The sequence below is a fragment of the Streptomyces cinnabarinus genome, from assembly GCF_027270315.1.
GTDB lineage: Bacteria > Actinomycetota > Actinomycetes > Streptomycetales > Streptomycetaceae > Streptomyces > Streptomyces cinnabarinus.
This window is the reverse complement of sequence record NZ_CP114413.1, coordinates 3,521,677-3,536,665: the sequence shown is the minus strand read 5'-3', so window position 1 is coordinate 3,536,665 and position 14,989 is coordinate 3,521,677. Positions and strand designations below refer to the sequence as shown.

At 69.6% G+C, this 14,989-nt stretch carries 14 protein-coding genes, 1 tRNA gene and 1 pseudogene; 4 read left to right on the top strand and 12 right to left on the bottom strand.

All coding sequences use genetic code 11. The annotated features are described in order from the left end of the window. Window positions 1–87: 87 nt before the first annotated feature. Genes STRCI_RS15805 through STRCI_RS15795 form a run of 3 tightly spaced genes read right to left on the bottom strand, consistent with a single transcriptional unit; the run spans window position 88 to window position 3,345 of the window. Window positions 88–993, bottom strand: a complete 906-nt coding sequence (locus STRCI_RS15805; RefSeq protein WP_269659592.1) for a carbohydrate ABC transporter permease — start codon at window positions 991–993, stop codon at window positions 88–90. A gap of 10 nt (window positions 994–1,003) precedes the next feature. Continuing rightward, window positions 1,004–2,023 (bottom strand): carbohydrate ABC transporter permease, encoded by a 1,020-nt coding sequence (locus STRCI_RS15800; RefSeq protein WP_269659591.1) that lies wholly within the window; start codon window positions 2,021–2,023, stop codon window positions 1,004–1,006. 5 nt (window positions 2,024–2,028) lie between these two features. Next, window positions 2,029–3,345 (bottom strand): ABC transporter substrate-binding protein, encoded by a 1,317-nt coding sequence (locus STRCI_RS15795; RefSeq protein WP_269659590.1) that lies wholly within the window; start codon window positions 3,343–3,345, stop codon window positions 2,029–2,031. A gap of 333 nt (window positions 3,346–3,678) precedes the next feature. Here STRCI_RS15795 and STRCI_RS15790 point away from each other — a divergent pair, with 333 nt between their 5' ends. Then, window positions 3,679–4,734: a LacI family DNA-binding transcriptional regulator gene (locus tag STRCI_RS15790; RefSeq protein WP_269659589.1), complete on the top strand. Its 1,056-nt coding sequence runs from the start codon at window positions 3,679–3,681 to the stop codon at window positions 4,732–4,734. A 13-nt stretch (window positions 4,735–4,747) separates the two neighbouring features. Here the strand turns inward: STRCI_RS15790 and STRCI_RS15785 are convergent, their stop codons facing one another. The 6 genes from STRCI_RS15785 to STRCI_RS15760 form a co-directional block, all read right to left on the bottom strand. Continuing rightward, complete coding sequence (locus tag STRCI_RS15785) at window positions 4,748–5,032, bottom strand: hypothetical protein (protein ID WP_269659588.1); 285 nt, start codon at window positions 5,030–5,032, stop codon at window positions 4,748–4,750. A gap of 57 nt (window positions 5,033–5,089) precedes the next feature. After that, a complete protein-coding gene (locus STRCI_RS15780; RefSeq protein ID WP_269659587.1) occupies window positions 5,090–5,581 on the bottom strand; it encodes a GNAT family N-acetyltransferase in 492 nt (163 codons plus the stop codon). A gap of 76 nt (window positions 5,582–5,657) precedes the next feature. Beyond that, window positions 5,658–5,730, bottom strand: a tRNA-His gene (locus STRCI_RS15775). Between the two features lie 142 nt (window positions 5,731–5,872). Then, a complete protein-coding gene (gene orn / locus STRCI_RS15770; protein WP_269659586.1) occupies window positions 5,873–6,475 on the bottom strand; it encodes an oligoribonuclease in 603 nt (200 codons plus the stop codon). Window positions 6,476–6,592: 117 nt separating this feature from the next. Continuing rightward, window positions 6,593–7,816: a helix-turn-helix domain-containing protein gene (locus STRCI_RS15765; protein ID WP_269659585.1), complete on the bottom strand. Its 1,224-nt coding sequence runs from the start codon at window positions 7,814–7,816 to the stop codon at window positions 6,593–6,595. 377 nt (window positions 7,817–8,193) lie between these two features. After that, window positions 8,194–8,502 carry a hypothetical protein gene (locus STRCI_RS15760; RefSeq protein ID WP_269659584.1) on the bottom strand — a complete coding sequence of 103 codons (309 nt, stop codon included), beginning with the start codon at window positions 8,500–8,502 and terminating at the stop codon, window positions 8,194–8,196. A gap of 316 nt (window positions 8,503–8,818) precedes the next feature. Between STRCI_RS15760 and STRCI_RS15755 the strand changes: the two genes are divergently transcribed. Together STRCI_RS15755 and STRCI_RS15750 are read left to right on the top strand one after the other, a co-directional pair. Continuing rightward, window positions 8,819–9,346: a universal stress protein gene (locus tag STRCI_RS15755; RefSeq protein WP_015660196.1), complete on the top strand. Its 528-nt coding sequence runs from the start codon at window positions 8,819–8,821 to the stop codon at window positions 9,344–9,346. 150 nt (window positions 9,347–9,496) lie between these two features. Beyond that, a complete protein-coding gene (locus STRCI_RS15750; protein ID WP_269659583.1) occupies window positions 9,497–10,063 on the top strand; it encodes a GPR1/FUN34/YaaH family transporter in 567 nt (188 codons plus the stop codon). A gap of 167 nt (window positions 10,064–10,230) precedes the next feature. On the opposite strand, the gene glmS is transcribed toward STRCI_RS15750, so the two are convergent. The 3 genes from glmS to STRCI_RS15735 all read right to left on the bottom strand — a co-directional run bounded on the left by glmS (window position 10,231) and on the right by STRCI_RS15735 (window position 13,325). Then, window positions 10,231–12,048, bottom strand: a complete 1,818-nt coding sequence (gene glmS / locus STRCI_RS15745) for a glutamine--fructose-6-phosphate transaminase (isomerizing) (protein WP_269659582.1) — start codon at window positions 12,046–12,048, stop codon at window positions 10,231–10,233. Between the two features lie 31 nt (window positions 12,049–12,079). Then, entirely contained in the window at window positions 12,080–12,337 is a 258-nt protein-coding gene (locus STRCI_RS15740; RefSeq protein WP_015660199.1) for a hypothetical protein, read from the bottom strand. 97 nt (window positions 12,338–12,434) lie between these two features. Next, window positions 12,435–13,325, bottom strand: a complete 891-nt coding sequence (locus tag STRCI_RS15735; RefSeq protein WP_269659581.1) for a DUF4429 domain-containing protein — start codon at window positions 13,323–13,325, stop codon at window positions 12,435–12,437. Between the two features lie 70 nt (window positions 13,326–13,395). Here STRCI_RS15735 and STRCI_RS15730 point away from each other — a divergent pair. Continuing rightward, window positions 13,396–14,980: pseudogene (locus STRCI_RS15730) on the top strand (beta-N-acetylhexosaminidase). The last annotated feature ends 9 nt before the right edge of the window (window positions 14,981–14,989 follow it).

The window sequence follows — 14,989 nt, the reverse complement described above, 5'->3', positions numbered from 1 at the left end:
CCGACGGACAGGGGGGATGGGGAGGAGGAAGAAGGGGGCCGGAGCGGCGGTGACCCGGCCCCTGAGGAGGTTCGGGGATACGGGGGCTCAGCCCTTGACCGCGCCCTGCATGATGCCGCCCACGATCTGCTTGCCGAAGATCGCGAACACGATCAGCAGCGGCAGCGTGCCCAGCAGCGCGCCCGCCATGATCAGGGACTGGTCCGGCGTATAGCCGCGGCCCAAACCCGCGACCGCCACCTGCACGGTCGGATTGCCGTTCTGGGTGAGCACGAGGAACGGCCACAGGAAGTCGTTCCAGGTCTGCACGAACATCAGCATGCCCAGGACCGCCATCGCGGGACGGGCAGCCGGGAACACCACGTGCCAGATCACGCGCCAACTGCTCGCGCCGTCCACCCGTGCCGCCTCGATGATCTCGTCGGGCAGTGCCTGGAGCAGGTACTGCCGCATGAAGAACACACCGAACGCGCTCACCAGCGACGGGAAGATCACCGCCTGGAGCTGGTCGGCCCAGTCGAGCTCGGCGACCATCATGTACAGCGGGATCACACTGAGCTGCGGCGGCACCATCATCGTGCCGATCACGATCAGCATCATCGCGTTACGGCCCTTGAAGCGCAGCTTGGCGAAGGCGAACCCGGCGATCGTCGACAGAAACACGATGGTCGCCGCCGACACCCCCGCCACGAACGTGGTGTTGATGAACGCCTCGCCCAGGTTGGCGTCGTTCCAGGCGAGATCGAGATTGTCGAAGAGGTTCGAGCCGAACCAGAACGGCGGCGGGGTCTCGGCCAGCCGCTGGTTGTCCCGGGAGGCGGCGATCGCCGTCCACACCAGCGGGAACAGCGAGCCGATGGTGAACAGCGCGAGGATCACGTACGCGATCGGTCCCGCGTGCAGGGTTCCGCCGGCCCGGGCCGCCTTCGGCCGCCGTACCCGCCGGGTCTTCTCCGGAGGTGTCTCGGAGGCTGGAGTCAGTGTCGTCGTCACGGCCGGTCTCCTAACTACTGGCGCGCAGCCGGCGCGAGATGACGTAATTGACGATGCCGACCACGATCAGGATCAGGAACAGCGTCCAGGCGATGGCGGAGGCACGGCCCAGATGCTGGTTCACCCAGCCCTGCTCGTACAGATAGAGGCCGAGCGTCTGGAACTGGTGCTGGGATCCGCCGGAGGCACCCTTGTTGGCGTCGAACAGCAGCGGCTCGCCGAACAGCTGGGAGGCGCCGATGGTCGACACGACCACGGTGAACAGGATCGTGGGGCGCAGCGAGGGCAGCGTGACATGGAAGAACTGCTGCCAGCGGTTGGCCCCGTCCAGCGCGGCCGACTCGTACAGGTCCTGCGGGATCGCCTGCATCGCGGCCAGGTAGATCAGCGCGTTGTAGCCGGTCCAGCGCCATATGACGATGGTCGACACGGCGATCTGGGACGCCCACTGGTCGTTCTGCCAGTCGATGTTGTCGATGCCGACCGCGCCCAGCGCCCAGTTGATCATGCCGTAGTCGCGGCCGAAGAGCAGCACGAAGACCAGCGAGGCGGCGGCGATCGAGGTCGCGTAGGGCGCGAGCATGACGACCCGGTAGAAGGTCGAGGCGCGCAGCTTGTAGTTGAGGATGTGGGCGATGCCCATCGCCATCAGCAGCTGCGGAACGGTCGAGATGATGCCGATGGTCAGCGTGTTCTCGGCCGCGTTCCAGAAGAACTCGTCGTCGAAGATCCGGGTGTAGTTGCGCAGGCCGACCCACTCCATGTCGGTCGGCGCGGTCAGCTCCACCTGGTGCAGCGAGGCCCAGCCCGTGTAGACCAGCGGGAACAGGCCGAAGGCCAGGAACAGCAGGAAGAACGGGGAGACGAAGGCGTACGGGCTCCAGCGCATGTCCCGCTGCCAACGGCGGGACAGCTTGGACCGGCGCCGCAGCTCCTGCTCGGTGTCCGGACCCTCGCCCGACGGGCGGCCCGGGGCCGCGCCCCCCTCCTTTGCGGGGGACGCGGCGGCGGTGTCGTGCCCAGTGCTCATCCGGGTCACTGGTCCAGGGCGTTGTCGATGGTCTTGACGGCGTTGTCCCAGGCTTCCTTGGCGGACTTGCCCTGGGTCACCAGGACCACGCCGTTGTCGGTCAGGCCCTGCTGGATGATCTGGTCCTTCGGGCCGATCGTCTGGACCGGGATGTTGGCGGCGGCCTCGGCGAAGATCGTGCCGATCGGCGCGTCACCGGTCATGTCGTTCTTGGCACCGGTCACCTCGGTCGACTCGTACGCCGCCGGGGTGCTCGGGAAGCTGCCCTGCACGCCGAACAGCTTGGCCTGCTGCTCGGGCGCGGTCAGCCAGGCGGCGAGCTTGGCCGCCTCCTCCGCGTTCTTGCCGGACTTCGGGACGGTCAGGAAGGAACCGCCCCAGTTGCCGGACTTCGGCGCCTGGGCGACATCCCACTTGCCGGCCGCCTCGGGCTTGGACTTGCCCTTGATGTAGCCGAGCATCCACGGCGGGCAGGACATCGCGGCGAACTTGCTGTTGGCGATGGTGGTGTCCCAGGCGGGCTGGAACTGCGTCTGGTTGCCGATCAGACCGGCCTCGGCGGCCTCCGCGGTGAGGTCGAAGGCGGACTTCACCGCCGGGTTCGTCTTGTAGATGACCTCGCCGGAGGAGTCGTAGAAGCGGTCCTTCTCACTGCTCAGGATCGCCTGGAGCATGCCGCCGGGGGAGTCCAGGAAGGTGGTGCCCTTGGGGCCGTCCGCCTTGTAGTCCTTGCCGACCTCGACGAACTTGTCCCAGCTGCCCGCCCACAGCTTGCCGACCTCCTCGCGGTCGGTGGGCAGTCCGGCCTCCTTGAACAGGTCGGTGCGGTAGCAGATCGCCATCGGGCCGACGTCGGTGCCGACACCGATGGTCTGGCCCTCGGCGGTGGTGGCCTGCTGCCACTTCCACTCCAGGTAGTCGCTCTTCTTGCCGTACTTCGACAGGTCGAGCAGCTTGTCCGACTGGGTCTGGACGATCTCGGCGATGTTGCCGACCTCGACCATCTGGATGTCCTGGAGGCCGCTGTTGGTGGTGAGGTGGTTGAGCAGGGCCGGGTAGTAGACCTCGTTGCGCTCGACAACCGTCTGCTGGATGTCGATGTCGGGGTGGAGCTTCTCGTACTCCTTGTAGAGTCCGGACTCCTCGAATCCGGCCGTGCCGAACAGACCAAGGGTGATCTTGGTCTTGCCGCCACCGCCCTCGGTCGACGAGCTGTCGTCGTCGTTGCCGTCGTCGGCACAGCCGGCCAGCAGCCCGGTGCCCAGCGACGCCACCGCCGCGAGGACAACCGCCTTGCGGCGGATTCGGGTACGTGCTCGCATTGCGTCCTCCTGTTGCCCTGACGTGCCGACCCCCCGGCCAACTGCAATGTTGGGCCCGTTAGTTCTCGCTGCGGCTCGGGCGGGGAACGTGCGGGATGTGTATGTGTCAGGTACTGTGGGAGCGCTCCCACAGGTGATGTGTTGAAGAGTCGTCGGTCCGGGCGGGGGTGTCAAGGGCATGGGGGCGGAGAGATGCGTTCAGTTATCGGGACGTTAACTGGATCCGGGCGCGGCCCCCGCAGCGCGGTCGGCCGTGCCCGTGAACAGTCACAGTGCGGGACGAGGCTGTTAAATTCCAGGCCAGCGACAGGACAACGGCGAAAGGCGGAGCCCATGGCAAGCCACGGAGCGCGGGGGCGGAGTGGCGGGCGTCCCACGCTCGAAGAGGTCGCCGCGCGCGCCGGTGTCGGGCGGGGCACCGTCTCCCGGGTGATCAACGGCTCGCCCCGGGTCAGCGACGCCACCCGGGCCGCGGTGGAGGCCGCGGTCGCCGAACTCGGCTACGTCCCGAACACGGCCGCCCGCGCCCTGGCCGCGAACCGCACCGACGCCATCGCCCTCGTCGTCCCCGAGCCGGAGACCCGGTTCTTCGCGGAGCCGTACTTCTCCGACATGCTCAAGGGCGTCGGGGCCGAACTCTCCGACACCGAGATGCAGCTGCTGCTGATCTTCGCGGGCAGCGACCGGGAGCGGCGCCGGCTGGCCCAGTACCTCGCCGCGCACCGGGTGGACGGGGTGCTGCTGGTCTCGGTGCACGCCGACGACCCGCTGCCCGATCTGCTGGCCCAGCTGGAGATACCGGCCGTGATCAGCGGCCCGAGGTCCGCCGCTGAGACGCTCACGTCGGTGGACTCCGACAACTACGGCGGCGCCCGCCAGGCCGTGGAGCATCTGCTCTCCCGGGGCCGCAGCGAGATAGCCCACATCACCGGCCGCCTCGACGTCTACGGCGCCCAGCGCCGCGTCGACGGCTACCGCGAGGCCCTGAGAGACGCGGGCCAGGCGGTGGACGACCAGCTGATCGAGCCCGGCGACTTCACCGAGGAGGGCGGCCGCCGCGCGATGTCCGCGCTGCTGGAGCGCCGCCCCGGCCTGGACGCCGTCTTCGCCGGCTCGGACGTGATGGCGGCGGGCGCCCGGCAGGTGCTGCGGGAGGCGGGCCGCCGGATCCCCGACGACGTGGCGCTGGTCGGCTACGACGACTCCGCCATCGCCCGCCACATGGACCCGCCGCTCACCAGCGTCCGCCAGCCGATCGAGGAGATGGGCCGCCGGATGATAGACCTCCTGCTGGAGGAGATCGCCGACCGGCGCCCGGCGGTGTCCCGCGGTCTGGAGCGGCGCCAGGTGGTGCTGGCCACGGAGCTGGAGGAGCGGGCGTCGTCCTGACCCCGGCAGGGCGTCAGCGGTGCCAGCCCCTGCGGGGGCGGCGGCCCGGACGTTCGGTGTGGTGGGTGATCAGCCAGGCGGCGCCCAGCAGGGCGATGCCGGTCAGCCAGACCAGGACCACCAGCCAGGTGCCGATCGAGCTGCCCGGGTCGTTGGCGCCCTGACAGAGGTCGCCGACGCAGGTGTTGTCGTCCTCGGCCGCGTCCAGCGCGATCACCAGCCACAGCAGCATCGCCAGGTTGAACCCCAGGATCAGCCACGTCAGCAGCCGCCACCGATGAACGTGCCGCGACCGCATGACGAGCCTCCCGGGAGCAAGACCGGCCCATAAGCCGACGATACGCCCCACCTGCGGTTACGGCTTGAGCAGCCAGCGGATCTCGCCGTCCTGGCGCTCCTCGGTCGGGGTCAGCCCAGCGGCCCGCGCGACCGCGGCGGAGGCGGTGTGCCCGGGGTGGACGTGGGCGATGACCGACTCCATGGCCGGCTGATCGCGGAGCCGGTCCACGAGGGCCCGTGCCGCCTCCGTCGCCAGACCACGGCCCTGCCAGGCGGTGCCCACGACCCAGGCGATCTCCGCGGAGCGGGCGGTGACCGTGGCCTGGACGGTTCCCACCAGACGGTCCTCGGCGCGCAGCCGCAGCACCCAGTTGTGCCAGGAGACCTCCGGGTCCGGGGAGCCGGCGACCAGTCGCTCGTAGCGGGCGCGCAGCGCCTCGGGAGTGGCGGGGGAGCCGCCGATGAAGGTGTGCAGCGCCGGGTCGGCCAGGACGGCGGCCATCTCCCCGGCGTGCTCGACGCGCAGGGGGACGAGGTCCAGGCGGAGGGTGCGCAGTGGCTCGGTCATTTCAGGGAGCGTACGCGGGGCCCGAAACGCGTTCAGCCGGTGACCTCGAAGAGGAGGTCACCGGCTGAACAGCCAGGGTGAGTGACGGGACTCGAACCCGCGGCATCCTGGACCACAACCAGGTGCTCTACCAGCTGAGCTACACCCACCATGACCGGCTTGGGGTTTTTCCCCGACCGGCCGAGAAAAAGTGTACAGGGTCCGAAGGGGTGCTCGCGCCCGGCTTTTCCGGGGCCCGGATCCGGGCCCCGTTCCGTGCCGTCGAGTGTCTGCCGAGCCGCCGCCGAACAGCTACTGAGCAGGGACGACGTGCTTCGCGGCGATGGTCTTGGCGGTCTCGGAGTCCGGGCCGGGCTGGGGGACGAAGACGGCCTCGCGGTAGTAGCGCAGTTCCGCGATGGACTCGCGGATGTCGGCGAGGGCGCGGTGGTTGCCGTTCTTCTCGGGGCTGTTGAAGTACGCGCGTGGGTACCAGCGGCGGGCGAGCTCCTTGATGCTCGACACGTCGACGATGCGGTAGTGCAGGTAGTCCTCCAGGGTCGCCATGTCCCGCAGCAGGAATCCGCGGTCGGTGCCGACGGAGTTGCCGCACAGGGGCGCCTTGCCGGGTTCCTTCACGTGCTCGCGTACATACGCCAGGACTTGGGCCTCGGCGTCCGCCAGCGTGGTGCCGCCGGCGAGTTCGTCGAGGAGACCGGACGCGGTGTGCATCTGACGCACCACTTCCGGCATCGTCTCCAGCGCCGAGTCCGGCGGCCGGATGACGATGTCCACACCGTCGCCGAGGATGTTCAGCTCGGAGTCGGTGACGAGGGCGGCAACCTCGATGAGCGCGTCGTCGGACAGCGAGAGGCCGGTCATCTCGCAGTCGATCCACACCATGCGATCGTTCATGCGACCACCCTAAAGCTGACGTCCGCTTTTGTGTCGCCCCCTGTCACCAACCCCTGCCCCGCACGCGGAACGCCGGACAGGCTCGGGGCCTGTCCGGCGTCTGTCGTGCGCCGTCGCTCAGGTGCCGCTGCGCTGCCCCGGAAGGGTGGCCCGGGTGACGTAGGTCTCCCGGCCGTTGTCCGCGGCGGCCGCGGCCAGGGCCTGGCCGACGGTGGTCGCCGCGGGGGTGCGGCGGGTCTGGAGCGGGACCGGGCCGGGCTCCGGGTGGAGCGTGGGCGTCGGACCTGGGGCGCTGTCGAGGTCCGCCGTCGGCCGTTCACTCTGGGGGCGCCGGGCACGGTACGCCGCCCGGTACGCGGCCGGGGACGAGCCCAGCTGGCGCCGGAAGTGCCCGCGCAGCGCCACCGGTGAGCGGAAGCCACAGCGGCCGGCGACCTCGTCCACCGAGTAGTCCGACGTCTCCAGCAGGCGCTGTGCCTGGAGCACCCGCTGGGTGATCAGCCACTGGAGCGGGGCCGAACCCGTCAGCGAGCGGAAGCGGCGGTCGAACGTACGGCGTGACATGTACGCCCGTGCCGCCAGCGTCTCCACGTCGAACTGTTCGTGGAGGTGCTCCAGCGCCCAGGCGACGACCTCGGCGAGCGGGTCGGCGCCGATCTCCTCCGGTAAAGAGCGGTCCAGGTAGCGCTCCTGGCCTCCTGTCCGGCGCGGTGGGACGACCAGTCGGCGGGCCAGCGCGCCGGCCGCCTCGTTGCCGTGGTCGGTCCGCACGATGTGGAGACAGAGGTCGATGCCCGCGGCCGTACCGGCCGAGGTCAGTACGTCTCCGTCGTCCACGAAGAGTTCTCGTGGATCCACGTGCACCGACGGATAGCGCTTGGCCAGCGTCGGTGCGTACATCCAGTGTGTCGTCGCGGGCCGGCCGTCCAGCAGGCCCGCCGCCGCCAGCACGAAGGCGCCGGTGCACAGGCCTACGATGCGGGCACCCTCGTCGTGCGCCCGGCGAAGCGCGTCGAGCGCCTCCTCCGGTGGCGGTGAGGTGATCGAACGCCAGGCCGGCACGACGACCGTGCCCGCCCGTGAGATCGCCTCCAGGCCATGTGGCGCGGTGAGTTCCAGGCCCCCTGTGGTCCGCAGCGGGCCTTCTTCGCCGCCGCACACCAACAGGCGGTAGCGCGGCACGCCGGCGTCCTGGCGGTCGATCCCGAACACCGACAGCGGTATGGAACTCTCGAAGATGGGGCCGCCGCTGAACAGCAGCACCGCGACGATCTCCTTGCGGCGTCGCCCGGAGAGTTTCCGGGCCGCGGCTTCCGGCGCGGCAGTGGAGTCGTGGCTCATACTGCTAAGCCCCCCTCGGTGGTCGCGGCTCCTCGGTTGTGTCGCTCCTGCACGTTTCCCCTCGGTCCTGCACGAGTCCCCCGCCGTAGACAGTCAAGATCGAATCTACTGTGTCGCGTCGCGCCTCAGTGGCCGGTTCGTCACTCGGCACATTGTCGACTTGGCAACTTGGCGTGAAGCATTCGATCACGAAGCGTTGCACTCAGGGGCCGTGCAGGGAAGTGCGCCTTGTCGCAGTGGCCAATCCACGTAGGGTGCGCAGCACCCCTGGAACCCTTTCCGTGCAGGTCAAACGGGGGTTGAGGGGTGGTTGGGGCCAGGAATGCACGGTCGTCAGAAGTTGGCTGAAAAGAGCCGTCCGAGGGCATGGAAACCGGTCAGCCGCCCGGTGTATTTCCCCCGGAGCGCCGTCCCCCTCGATGACACCCCGTGCCGGTCCGGTGCCGGCGCCCGCGTCGGGGCGCCGCCACCGCGTGTTCCTCGGCGAGGAGTTGGGCCGCGCCGCGCTCGGACTGGCGCAGCAGGACCCGGCAGACCGCGGTGACGGCGGCGAGACCCAGGGCGGTACCGGTGGCGCCGGCCAGTGAGGTGCCGTACCAGAGGAGGACGACGGGGACGAGGACGCACGAGAAGGCCGCCCAGCGGACCACGTCGGTGGTGGAGTCCTGGGGCTGCTGTCCGGACATTGCGTGCTCCCGGTGTCGGTGGCTCACCGGGATCAACGCCTGTTCGGGCACTCGGTCACTGTGCCGTCCGCGCGCGGGCGGCGCGAGCCGTCCGTGCACCCTGTGCAAACCGCCTGTACAGCGCAGCAACCATTGCGTTACGGGCGCCCCCTCGTGCATGCTCCCTGGAACCCCCGCGGGAGCACGTCGCGGGATCTGGGCTAAGGAGGCGTGCCGCCGTACCCTTGGGGGTATGGGGTTGGGAAGATGATTCCCGGACACTGCTCCGACCGCACCCTGTCGTCCCCCACACAAGGATCACAACGCCGAGACAGCCATGGCCGGTCACGAATTCTTCGAACCCGCGGACCGCAAGCGGCCCGTCGCCGATCCCACGGCGGCCGAGCCCCTGGCGGCCGAAGAACCACGTCATTCCTGCGACCCCGCCTTCAAGCACGGGGTCGTGGTCGGTTTCGACGGCTCCACCTCCAGTGAGCGCGCCCTCGCCTACGCCATCGGCATGGCCCACCGCTCCGGCTCCGGCCTGATCATCGTGCACGTCGCCAACCGGCTTCCCACCACCGTGTGGGCCGGCTGCGAACCGCCGGTCTTCGTCGATGTGCCGGACCACCGCACCGAGGTGCTGGGCCTGGAACTCGCCTGCGCGGAGTACCTCTCCGAGGTGCCGTGGATCCTCGTCGAGCGCGGCGGTGACATCTGCCATGAACTCGAAGAGGTCGGGCGGGAGTACGAAGCGGACGCGATCGTCGTCGGGTCCACCCACGGCATCGTCGGCCGCATCTTCGGCTCCGTCGCCGGGCGGCTCGCCAAGCGGGCGCAGCGGCCCGTCGTTGTCATTCCGTAACTCGCCGTTGTCCCAGGTGAGATGCGCCGTTGGCGCTCCCCGGCAACTTCCCTCAGCGCATAAATCTACTGGCGCGTAGAGGTGTTTGTGCCTTTGTGAAGGGCATATATCGCTCACCGCGCAACTGCACTTGCATGAAGGGAGCCCGCCGTGGACAACGACGTCTCTGCGGGAAGCGGAACCACCACCGTGGTCGGCCGACTCGCCCTCGGTGTCACCCTGTTGGCCTTCGGGCTCGGGTACACCGAGGCGATCGACGGTGTGTCGGCCGCTGACGCCGTATCAATCGCCCAGTACGTGGGCGGAGTCGCCCTGTTCGTCGCCGGTCTCATGGCCTTCCGGGACGGGGACTCCGCCGGTGGCACCGGGTTCACGGTGCTGGGGGCGCTCTGGTTCACGTGGGCTGTTTCTGCCGACGTGGCCGTCTCCGCGAACGCGGCCGGGCTGTTCCTGCTGCTGTTCGCCCTCGTGGCGCTGTCGTTGACCCTCGCGGGTGGGGATCAACTGACGCAGGGGACCCATGGGTTGTTCTTCGTCGGACTGCTTCTGCTGTCCATCTCGATGTTCGCCGAGAGCGACGGGCTGGCGAAGGCCGGTGGCTGGTTCGCCGTCGCGGCGGGGGCAGTTGCCTGGTACGCGGCGACCGCGGCGTTGGCTCACTGGCCGACGGCGCTGCCCAAGCGTGCTGCTGGCCGGGGCGTGACGGCTGCCGGCTAGCTGCGCAGGCCGGGGGGTGGGCGGCTCCCCGGCGAATTGGGTGGCCCCCCACGTGGATGGTGGCATCACGTGGGGGGCCGTTTCGTGTCTGTGGCCTGTGCGGGTGCGTGGGGGCTGATCGTGCCTGCGCGGCGGAGCCGCCCCCGCGCCCCTGAAAAAACAGGCTTCTACTCGACCGTTACCGACTTGGCGAGGTTCCTCGGCTTGTCGATGTCCCGGCCCAGCGCCAAGGCCGTGTGGTAGGCGAGGAGTTGGAGGGGGATGCCCATCAGGATGGGGTCCAGCTCGTCCTCGTTCTTCGGGACCACGATCGTCTGGTCGGCCTTCTCCTGGGGCTGGTGGGCCACCGCGAGGATCTTGCCGCTGCGGGCCTTGATCTCCTCCATCGCGGCGCGGTTCTTCTCCAGGAGGTCGTCGTCGGGGACGATCGCGACCGTGGGGAGGGCGGGCTCGATCAGGGCCAGCGGGCCGTGCTTGAGCTCGGAGGCGGGGTAGGCCTCCGCGTGGATGTAGGAGACCTCCTTGAGCTTCAGGGACGCCTCACGGGCCACCGGGTAGCCACGGACGCGGCCGATGAAGAGCATCGAGCGGGCCTGGGCGTACTCCTCGGCCAGCTTCTTGATCTCGTCCTCCTGCTCCAGCATCTCGGCGATCTGGGCCGGGAGCTTGCGCAGGCCCGCGATGATCCGCTTGCCGTCGCGGACCGAGAGGTCACGGGTGCGGCCGAGGTGCAGGGCGAGGAGACCGAAGGCCACCGTGGTGTTGGTGAAGCACTTGGTGGAGACCACGCAGACCTCGGGGCCCGCGTGCACGTAGATGCCGCCGTCGGCCTCGCGGGCGATGGCCGAGCCGACCACGTTGACGATGCCGAGGACGCGCGCGCCCTTGCGCTTCAGCTCCTGGACGGCCGCGAGGACGTCGTAGGTCTCACCGGACTGGGAGACGGCGATGTAGAGGGTGTCCGGGTCCACGACCGCGTTGCGGTAGCGGAACTCCGAGGCGGGCTCGGCGTCCGCGGGGATCCGGGCCAGCTCCTCGATCATCTGGGCGCCGATCATGCCCGCGTGGTACGAGGTGCCGCAGCCGAGGATCTTCACACGGCGGATCCGGCGCGCCTCACGGGCGTCCAGGTTGAGGCCGCCGAGGTGCACGGTGGAGAAGCGGTCGTCGATGCGGCCGCGCAGCACGCGGTCCACGGCGTCGGCCTGCTCGTGGATCTCCTTGTGCATGTAGGTGTCGTGGCCGCCCATGTCGTAGGAGGCGGCCTCCCACTCCACGGTGGTGGGCTCGGACGTCGTCCGGGTGCCCTCCGTGGTGTAGGTGCGGAAGTCGTCGGCCTTGAGGGTGGCCATCTCGCCGTCGTCGAGAGTCACTATCTGCCGCGTGTGGGCGACCAGCGCGGCGATGTCCGAGGCGACGAACATCTCCTTCTCGCCGACGCCGAGGACGACCGGGGAGCCGTTGCGGGCGACCACGATGCGGTCCGGGAAGTCGGCGTGCATGACGGCGATGCCGTAGGTGCCCTCGATGACCCGGAGGGTCTCGCGGACCTTGTCCTCCAGCTTTTCCGCCTGCGAGCGGGAGATCAGGTGGACCAGGACCTCGGTGTCGGTCTCCGAGAGGAACTCGACGCCGTCCGCCTCCAGCTTGCGGCGCAGGTCGGAGGCGTTGTCGATGATGCCGTTGTGGACGACGGCGACCTTGCCCTCGGCGTCCAGGTGCGGGTGGGCGTTGACGTCGGAGGGGGCGCCGTGGGTGGCCCAGCGGGTGTGGGCGATGCCGGTGGTGCCCTTGAAGCGCGCCGGGACCTTGGCCTCCAGGTCGCGGACCCGGCCCTTGGCCTTGACCAGCTTCAGGGCGGGCGCCTTCGGGGAGGAGACGACCACGCCGGCCGAGTCGTAGCCGCGGTACTCCAGGCGCTGCAGGCCTTCGAGCAGCAGCGGGGCCACATCACGCTTGCCGATGTATCCGACGATTCCGCACATATAGAGGTATTCCGTTTCCTGGCCGTACGACTCAGCCGTAGACGATGCGGCGCAGTTGCCGGAGGGTCAGCTCCGGCGGTGCGACCGCCCGGTATTTCAGGTCCGCCTCGATCCGTTCGAAGATCGTCGCGTTCACCAGGCCCTGGGCCTGGAGCTCGCGGTGGCGGCGACGGACGAACTCCTCGGTCGTCTCGTCGAAGTAGGCGAGCACGTCCTGGATCACCCGCAGCGCCTCGCCCCGGTTGAGGGGCGTGGACCGCGTCAGATGATCAACAAGTTCGTCGTGCACCCGGTAGATCCTGGGGTACCGGAGACTCTTTCGCAAGAATCCTGCCCGATTTCGGGCAGGGGCGTGTCGGAGGGCTGGGGAACTGCTAGGGGCCGGGTCACATCCGCTTCAGGATCGCCTGCTTGGCGAGGGTGAACTCCTCCTCGGTCAGGACGCCCGTGCGGTGCAGCTCGCCGAGCTCGCGCAGCCGGCGCAGCAGCGCGTCATGGCCGTCCTCGGCGGGGGCGGCGGACGGCAGTGCGGGGGCGGCGGCGTCCGGCTGCGGCTGCCGTACGTCGTCGGCGGGCGCCGAGGGGTGCGGGAGGCGGGCCTGGACGGCCGCCGCGATCAGGGCCATCAGCGGGTCCTTCTTGAAGCCCCACAGCTCCACGGCGTTGGGGTCGTACTTCGGCGGGGCCTTGGTCGGGGCGTTGCGCACGGTGAAGCGGAGGTGCCCGTTGTCCAGGCCGGCCGCCGGATGCCACTCGACGGCGGCGATGTCCGTCAGGCCGAGCGTGCGGGACCCGGCGGCGGCCTTGGCGTCCTCCGTCTTCCAGTTCCACTCCAGGCGGATCCGCTCCCCGTCGAAGCTCGCGGTGCCGTCCCCGGCGGAGACGGAGAGCGGGACGGCCGGGCCCGGCAGGAGGTACTCGTTCACCGGGTCGGCCGGGACCTGGTCCAGCAGCAGGGCGTTGCGGACCTCCTCGGTGAAGTACTCGGCGACGCCGTAGCGGCCGGGTTCGACGATCAGCTGGTACGGGTCGTGGGGCTCGGTGAGCCGTCCGCCGGTGGCGTTCAGCAACGGATCCGCGCCGTCCCGCAGGCGCAGCCTGAGCCGCCCCGCCTTCTTGCCCTGCTCGAACGAGACCCCCGCCAACGCGCCCAGGGGGACGACGAGTTCACCGAGGGTCTTGCGCAGGAGACTGACGTTCTTGTCCCGGCCGGGCGTCAGCCGCAGCGCGTCCCCGTCGAAGGCCCAGGTGCCGTCCTTCTGGATGATTTCCGCCATGGGGGTGATTGTTCCACCGTCTCGCGAGACAGTGGTCTGTACCTATCGGAGCTCACCGAAGGGACCGAATGTGAGACAGCGCCACAGAACGCTTCGCCTTCTCGGTTCGCTGCTGCTCATCGGCGGCCGGCGTCTCCACCACCGGCGCGGTGCCCGCGGGCACCGGGCCGGCCGCGATCCCGCTCGACCGGGTGGTCCCCGCCCCGTCCTCCGTCACACCGGGCGGATCCCCGTACCGCATCACCGACGGCACCCGAATCCGCGTCGACGGCTCGCGTGCGGCCGGGCGGATCGGGCAGTACCTCGCGGACATCCTGCGGCCCTCGACCGGCTACCGGCTGCCCGTCAGCACCCACGGCGACGGCATCCGGCTGAAGCTCGCGAAGGGCCCCTACGGCGCCGAGGGCTACCGCCTCGACAGCGGCGCGCGGGGCGTCACCATCACGGCTGCCAAACCCGCGGGCCTCTTCCACGGCGTCCAGACCCTGCGCCAGCTCCTTCCCGCGGCCGTGGAGAAGGACTCCGTGCAGCCCGGCCCCTGGCTGGTCGCGGGCGGCACGGTCAAGGACAGCCCGCGCTACGGCTGGCGCGGCGCGATGCTCGATGTCTCCCGGCACTTCTTCGACGTGGACGAAGTGAAGCGGTACATCGACCAGTTGGCGCTGTACAAGTTCAACAAGCTGCATCTGCATCTCAGTGACGACCAGGGCTGGCGCATCGCCGTCGACTCCTGGCCGCGCCTGGCCACCTACGGCGGCTCGACCGAGGTCGGCGGCGGACCCGGCGGCTACTACACCAAGGACGACTACCGGGAGATCGTCCGCTACGCCGCCTCCCGGCACCTGGAGGTCGTGCCCGAGATCGACATGCCGGGCCACACCAACGCGGCGCTCGCCTCGTACGCCGAGCTGAACTGCGACGGGGTGGCGCCGCCGCTGTACACCGGCACGGAGGTCGGCTTCAGCTCGCTGTGCGTGCCGAAGCACGTCACGTACGACTTCGTGGACGACGTGATCCGGGAGCTGGCCGCGCTGACGCCGGGGCGGTATCTGCACATCGGCGGGGACGAGGCGCACTCCACTCCGCACGCGGACTATGTGAAGTTCATAGACCGGGTACAGCCCGTGGTCGCCAAGTACGGGAAGACGGTGATCGGTTGGCACCAGCTCACGGGGGCTGGGCCGGCCAAGGGGGCGCTTGCGCAGTACTGGGGGCTCGATGGCACCAGTGCGGAGGAGAAGGCGGAGGTCGCTGCGGCGGCTCGAAACGGGACCGGGCTGATCCTCTCGCCCGCGGATCGGATCTACCTCGATATGAAGTACGACGCGAGCACGCCGCTGGGGTTGTCGTGGGCGGGGTACGTCGAGGTCCGGCGGGCCTATGACTGGGATCCCGGGAACTATCTGGCCGGGGTGCCCGCGGCGGCTGTGCGGGGGGTCGAGGCGCCGTTGTGGAGTGAGACGCTGAAGACTTCCGCCGACATCGAGTTCATGGCGTTCCCGAGGGTCGCGGGGGTGGCCGAGTCGGGGTGGTCACCGGCGGCCACGCATGACTGGGACGGCTACAAGGTGCGGCTCGCCGCGCAAGGGCCTCGCTGGGAGGCGATGGGAATCGGGTTCTATCGATCGCCACAGGTTCCCTGGCCGGCGGCCTGAAACATTGAC

What these genes read in the sequence shown, in the direction of transcription:
- STRCI_RS15800 (WP_269659591.1), bottom strand. Translation starts at nt 2,023, where the DNA reads ATGAGCACTGGGCACGACACCGCCGCCGCGTCCCCCGCAAAGGAGGGG.
- STRCI_RS15795 (WP_269659590.1), bottom strand. Translation starts at nt 3,345, where the DNA reads ATGCGAGCACGTACCCGAATCCGCCGCAAGGCGGTTGTCCTCGCGGCG.
- STRCI_RS15790 (WP_269659589.1), top strand. Translation starts at nt 3,679, where the DNA reads ATGGCAAGCCACGGAGCGCGGGGGCGGAGTGGCGGGCGTCCCACGCTC.
- STRCI_RS15785 (WP_269659588.1), bottom strand. Translation starts at nt 5,032, where the DNA reads ATGCGGTCGCGGCACGTTCATCGGTGGCGGCTGCTGACGTGGCTGATC.
- STRCI_RS15780 (WP_269659587.1), bottom strand. Translation starts at nt 5,581, where the DNA reads ATGACCGAGCCACTGCGCACCCTCCGCCTGGACCTCGTCCCCCTGCGC.
- orn (WP_269659586.1), bottom strand. Translation starts at nt 6,475, where the DNA reads ATGAACGATCGCATGGTGTGGATCGACTGCGAGATGACCGGCCTCTCG.
- STRCI_RS15765 (WP_269659585.1), bottom strand. Translation starts at nt 7,816, where the DNA reads ATGAGCCACGACTCCACTGCCGCGCCGGAAGCCGCGGCCCGGAAACTC.
- STRCI_RS15760 (WP_269659584.1), bottom strand. Translation starts at nt 8,502, where the DNA reads ATGTCCGGACAGCAGCCCCAGGACTCCACCACCGACGTGGTCCGCTGG.
- STRCI_RS15755 (WP_015660196.1), top strand. Translation starts at nt 8,819, where the DNA reads ATGGCCGGTCACGAATTCTTCGAACCCGCGGACCGCAAGCGGCCCGTC.
- glmS (WP_269659582.1), bottom strand. Translation starts at nt 12,048, where the DNA reads ATGTGCGGAATCGTCGGATACATCGGCAAGCGTGATGTGGCCCCGCTG.
- STRCI_RS15735 (WP_269659581.1), bottom strand. Translation starts at nt 13,325, where the DNA reads ATGGCGGAAATCATCCAGAAGGACGGCACCTGGGCCTTCGACGGGGAC.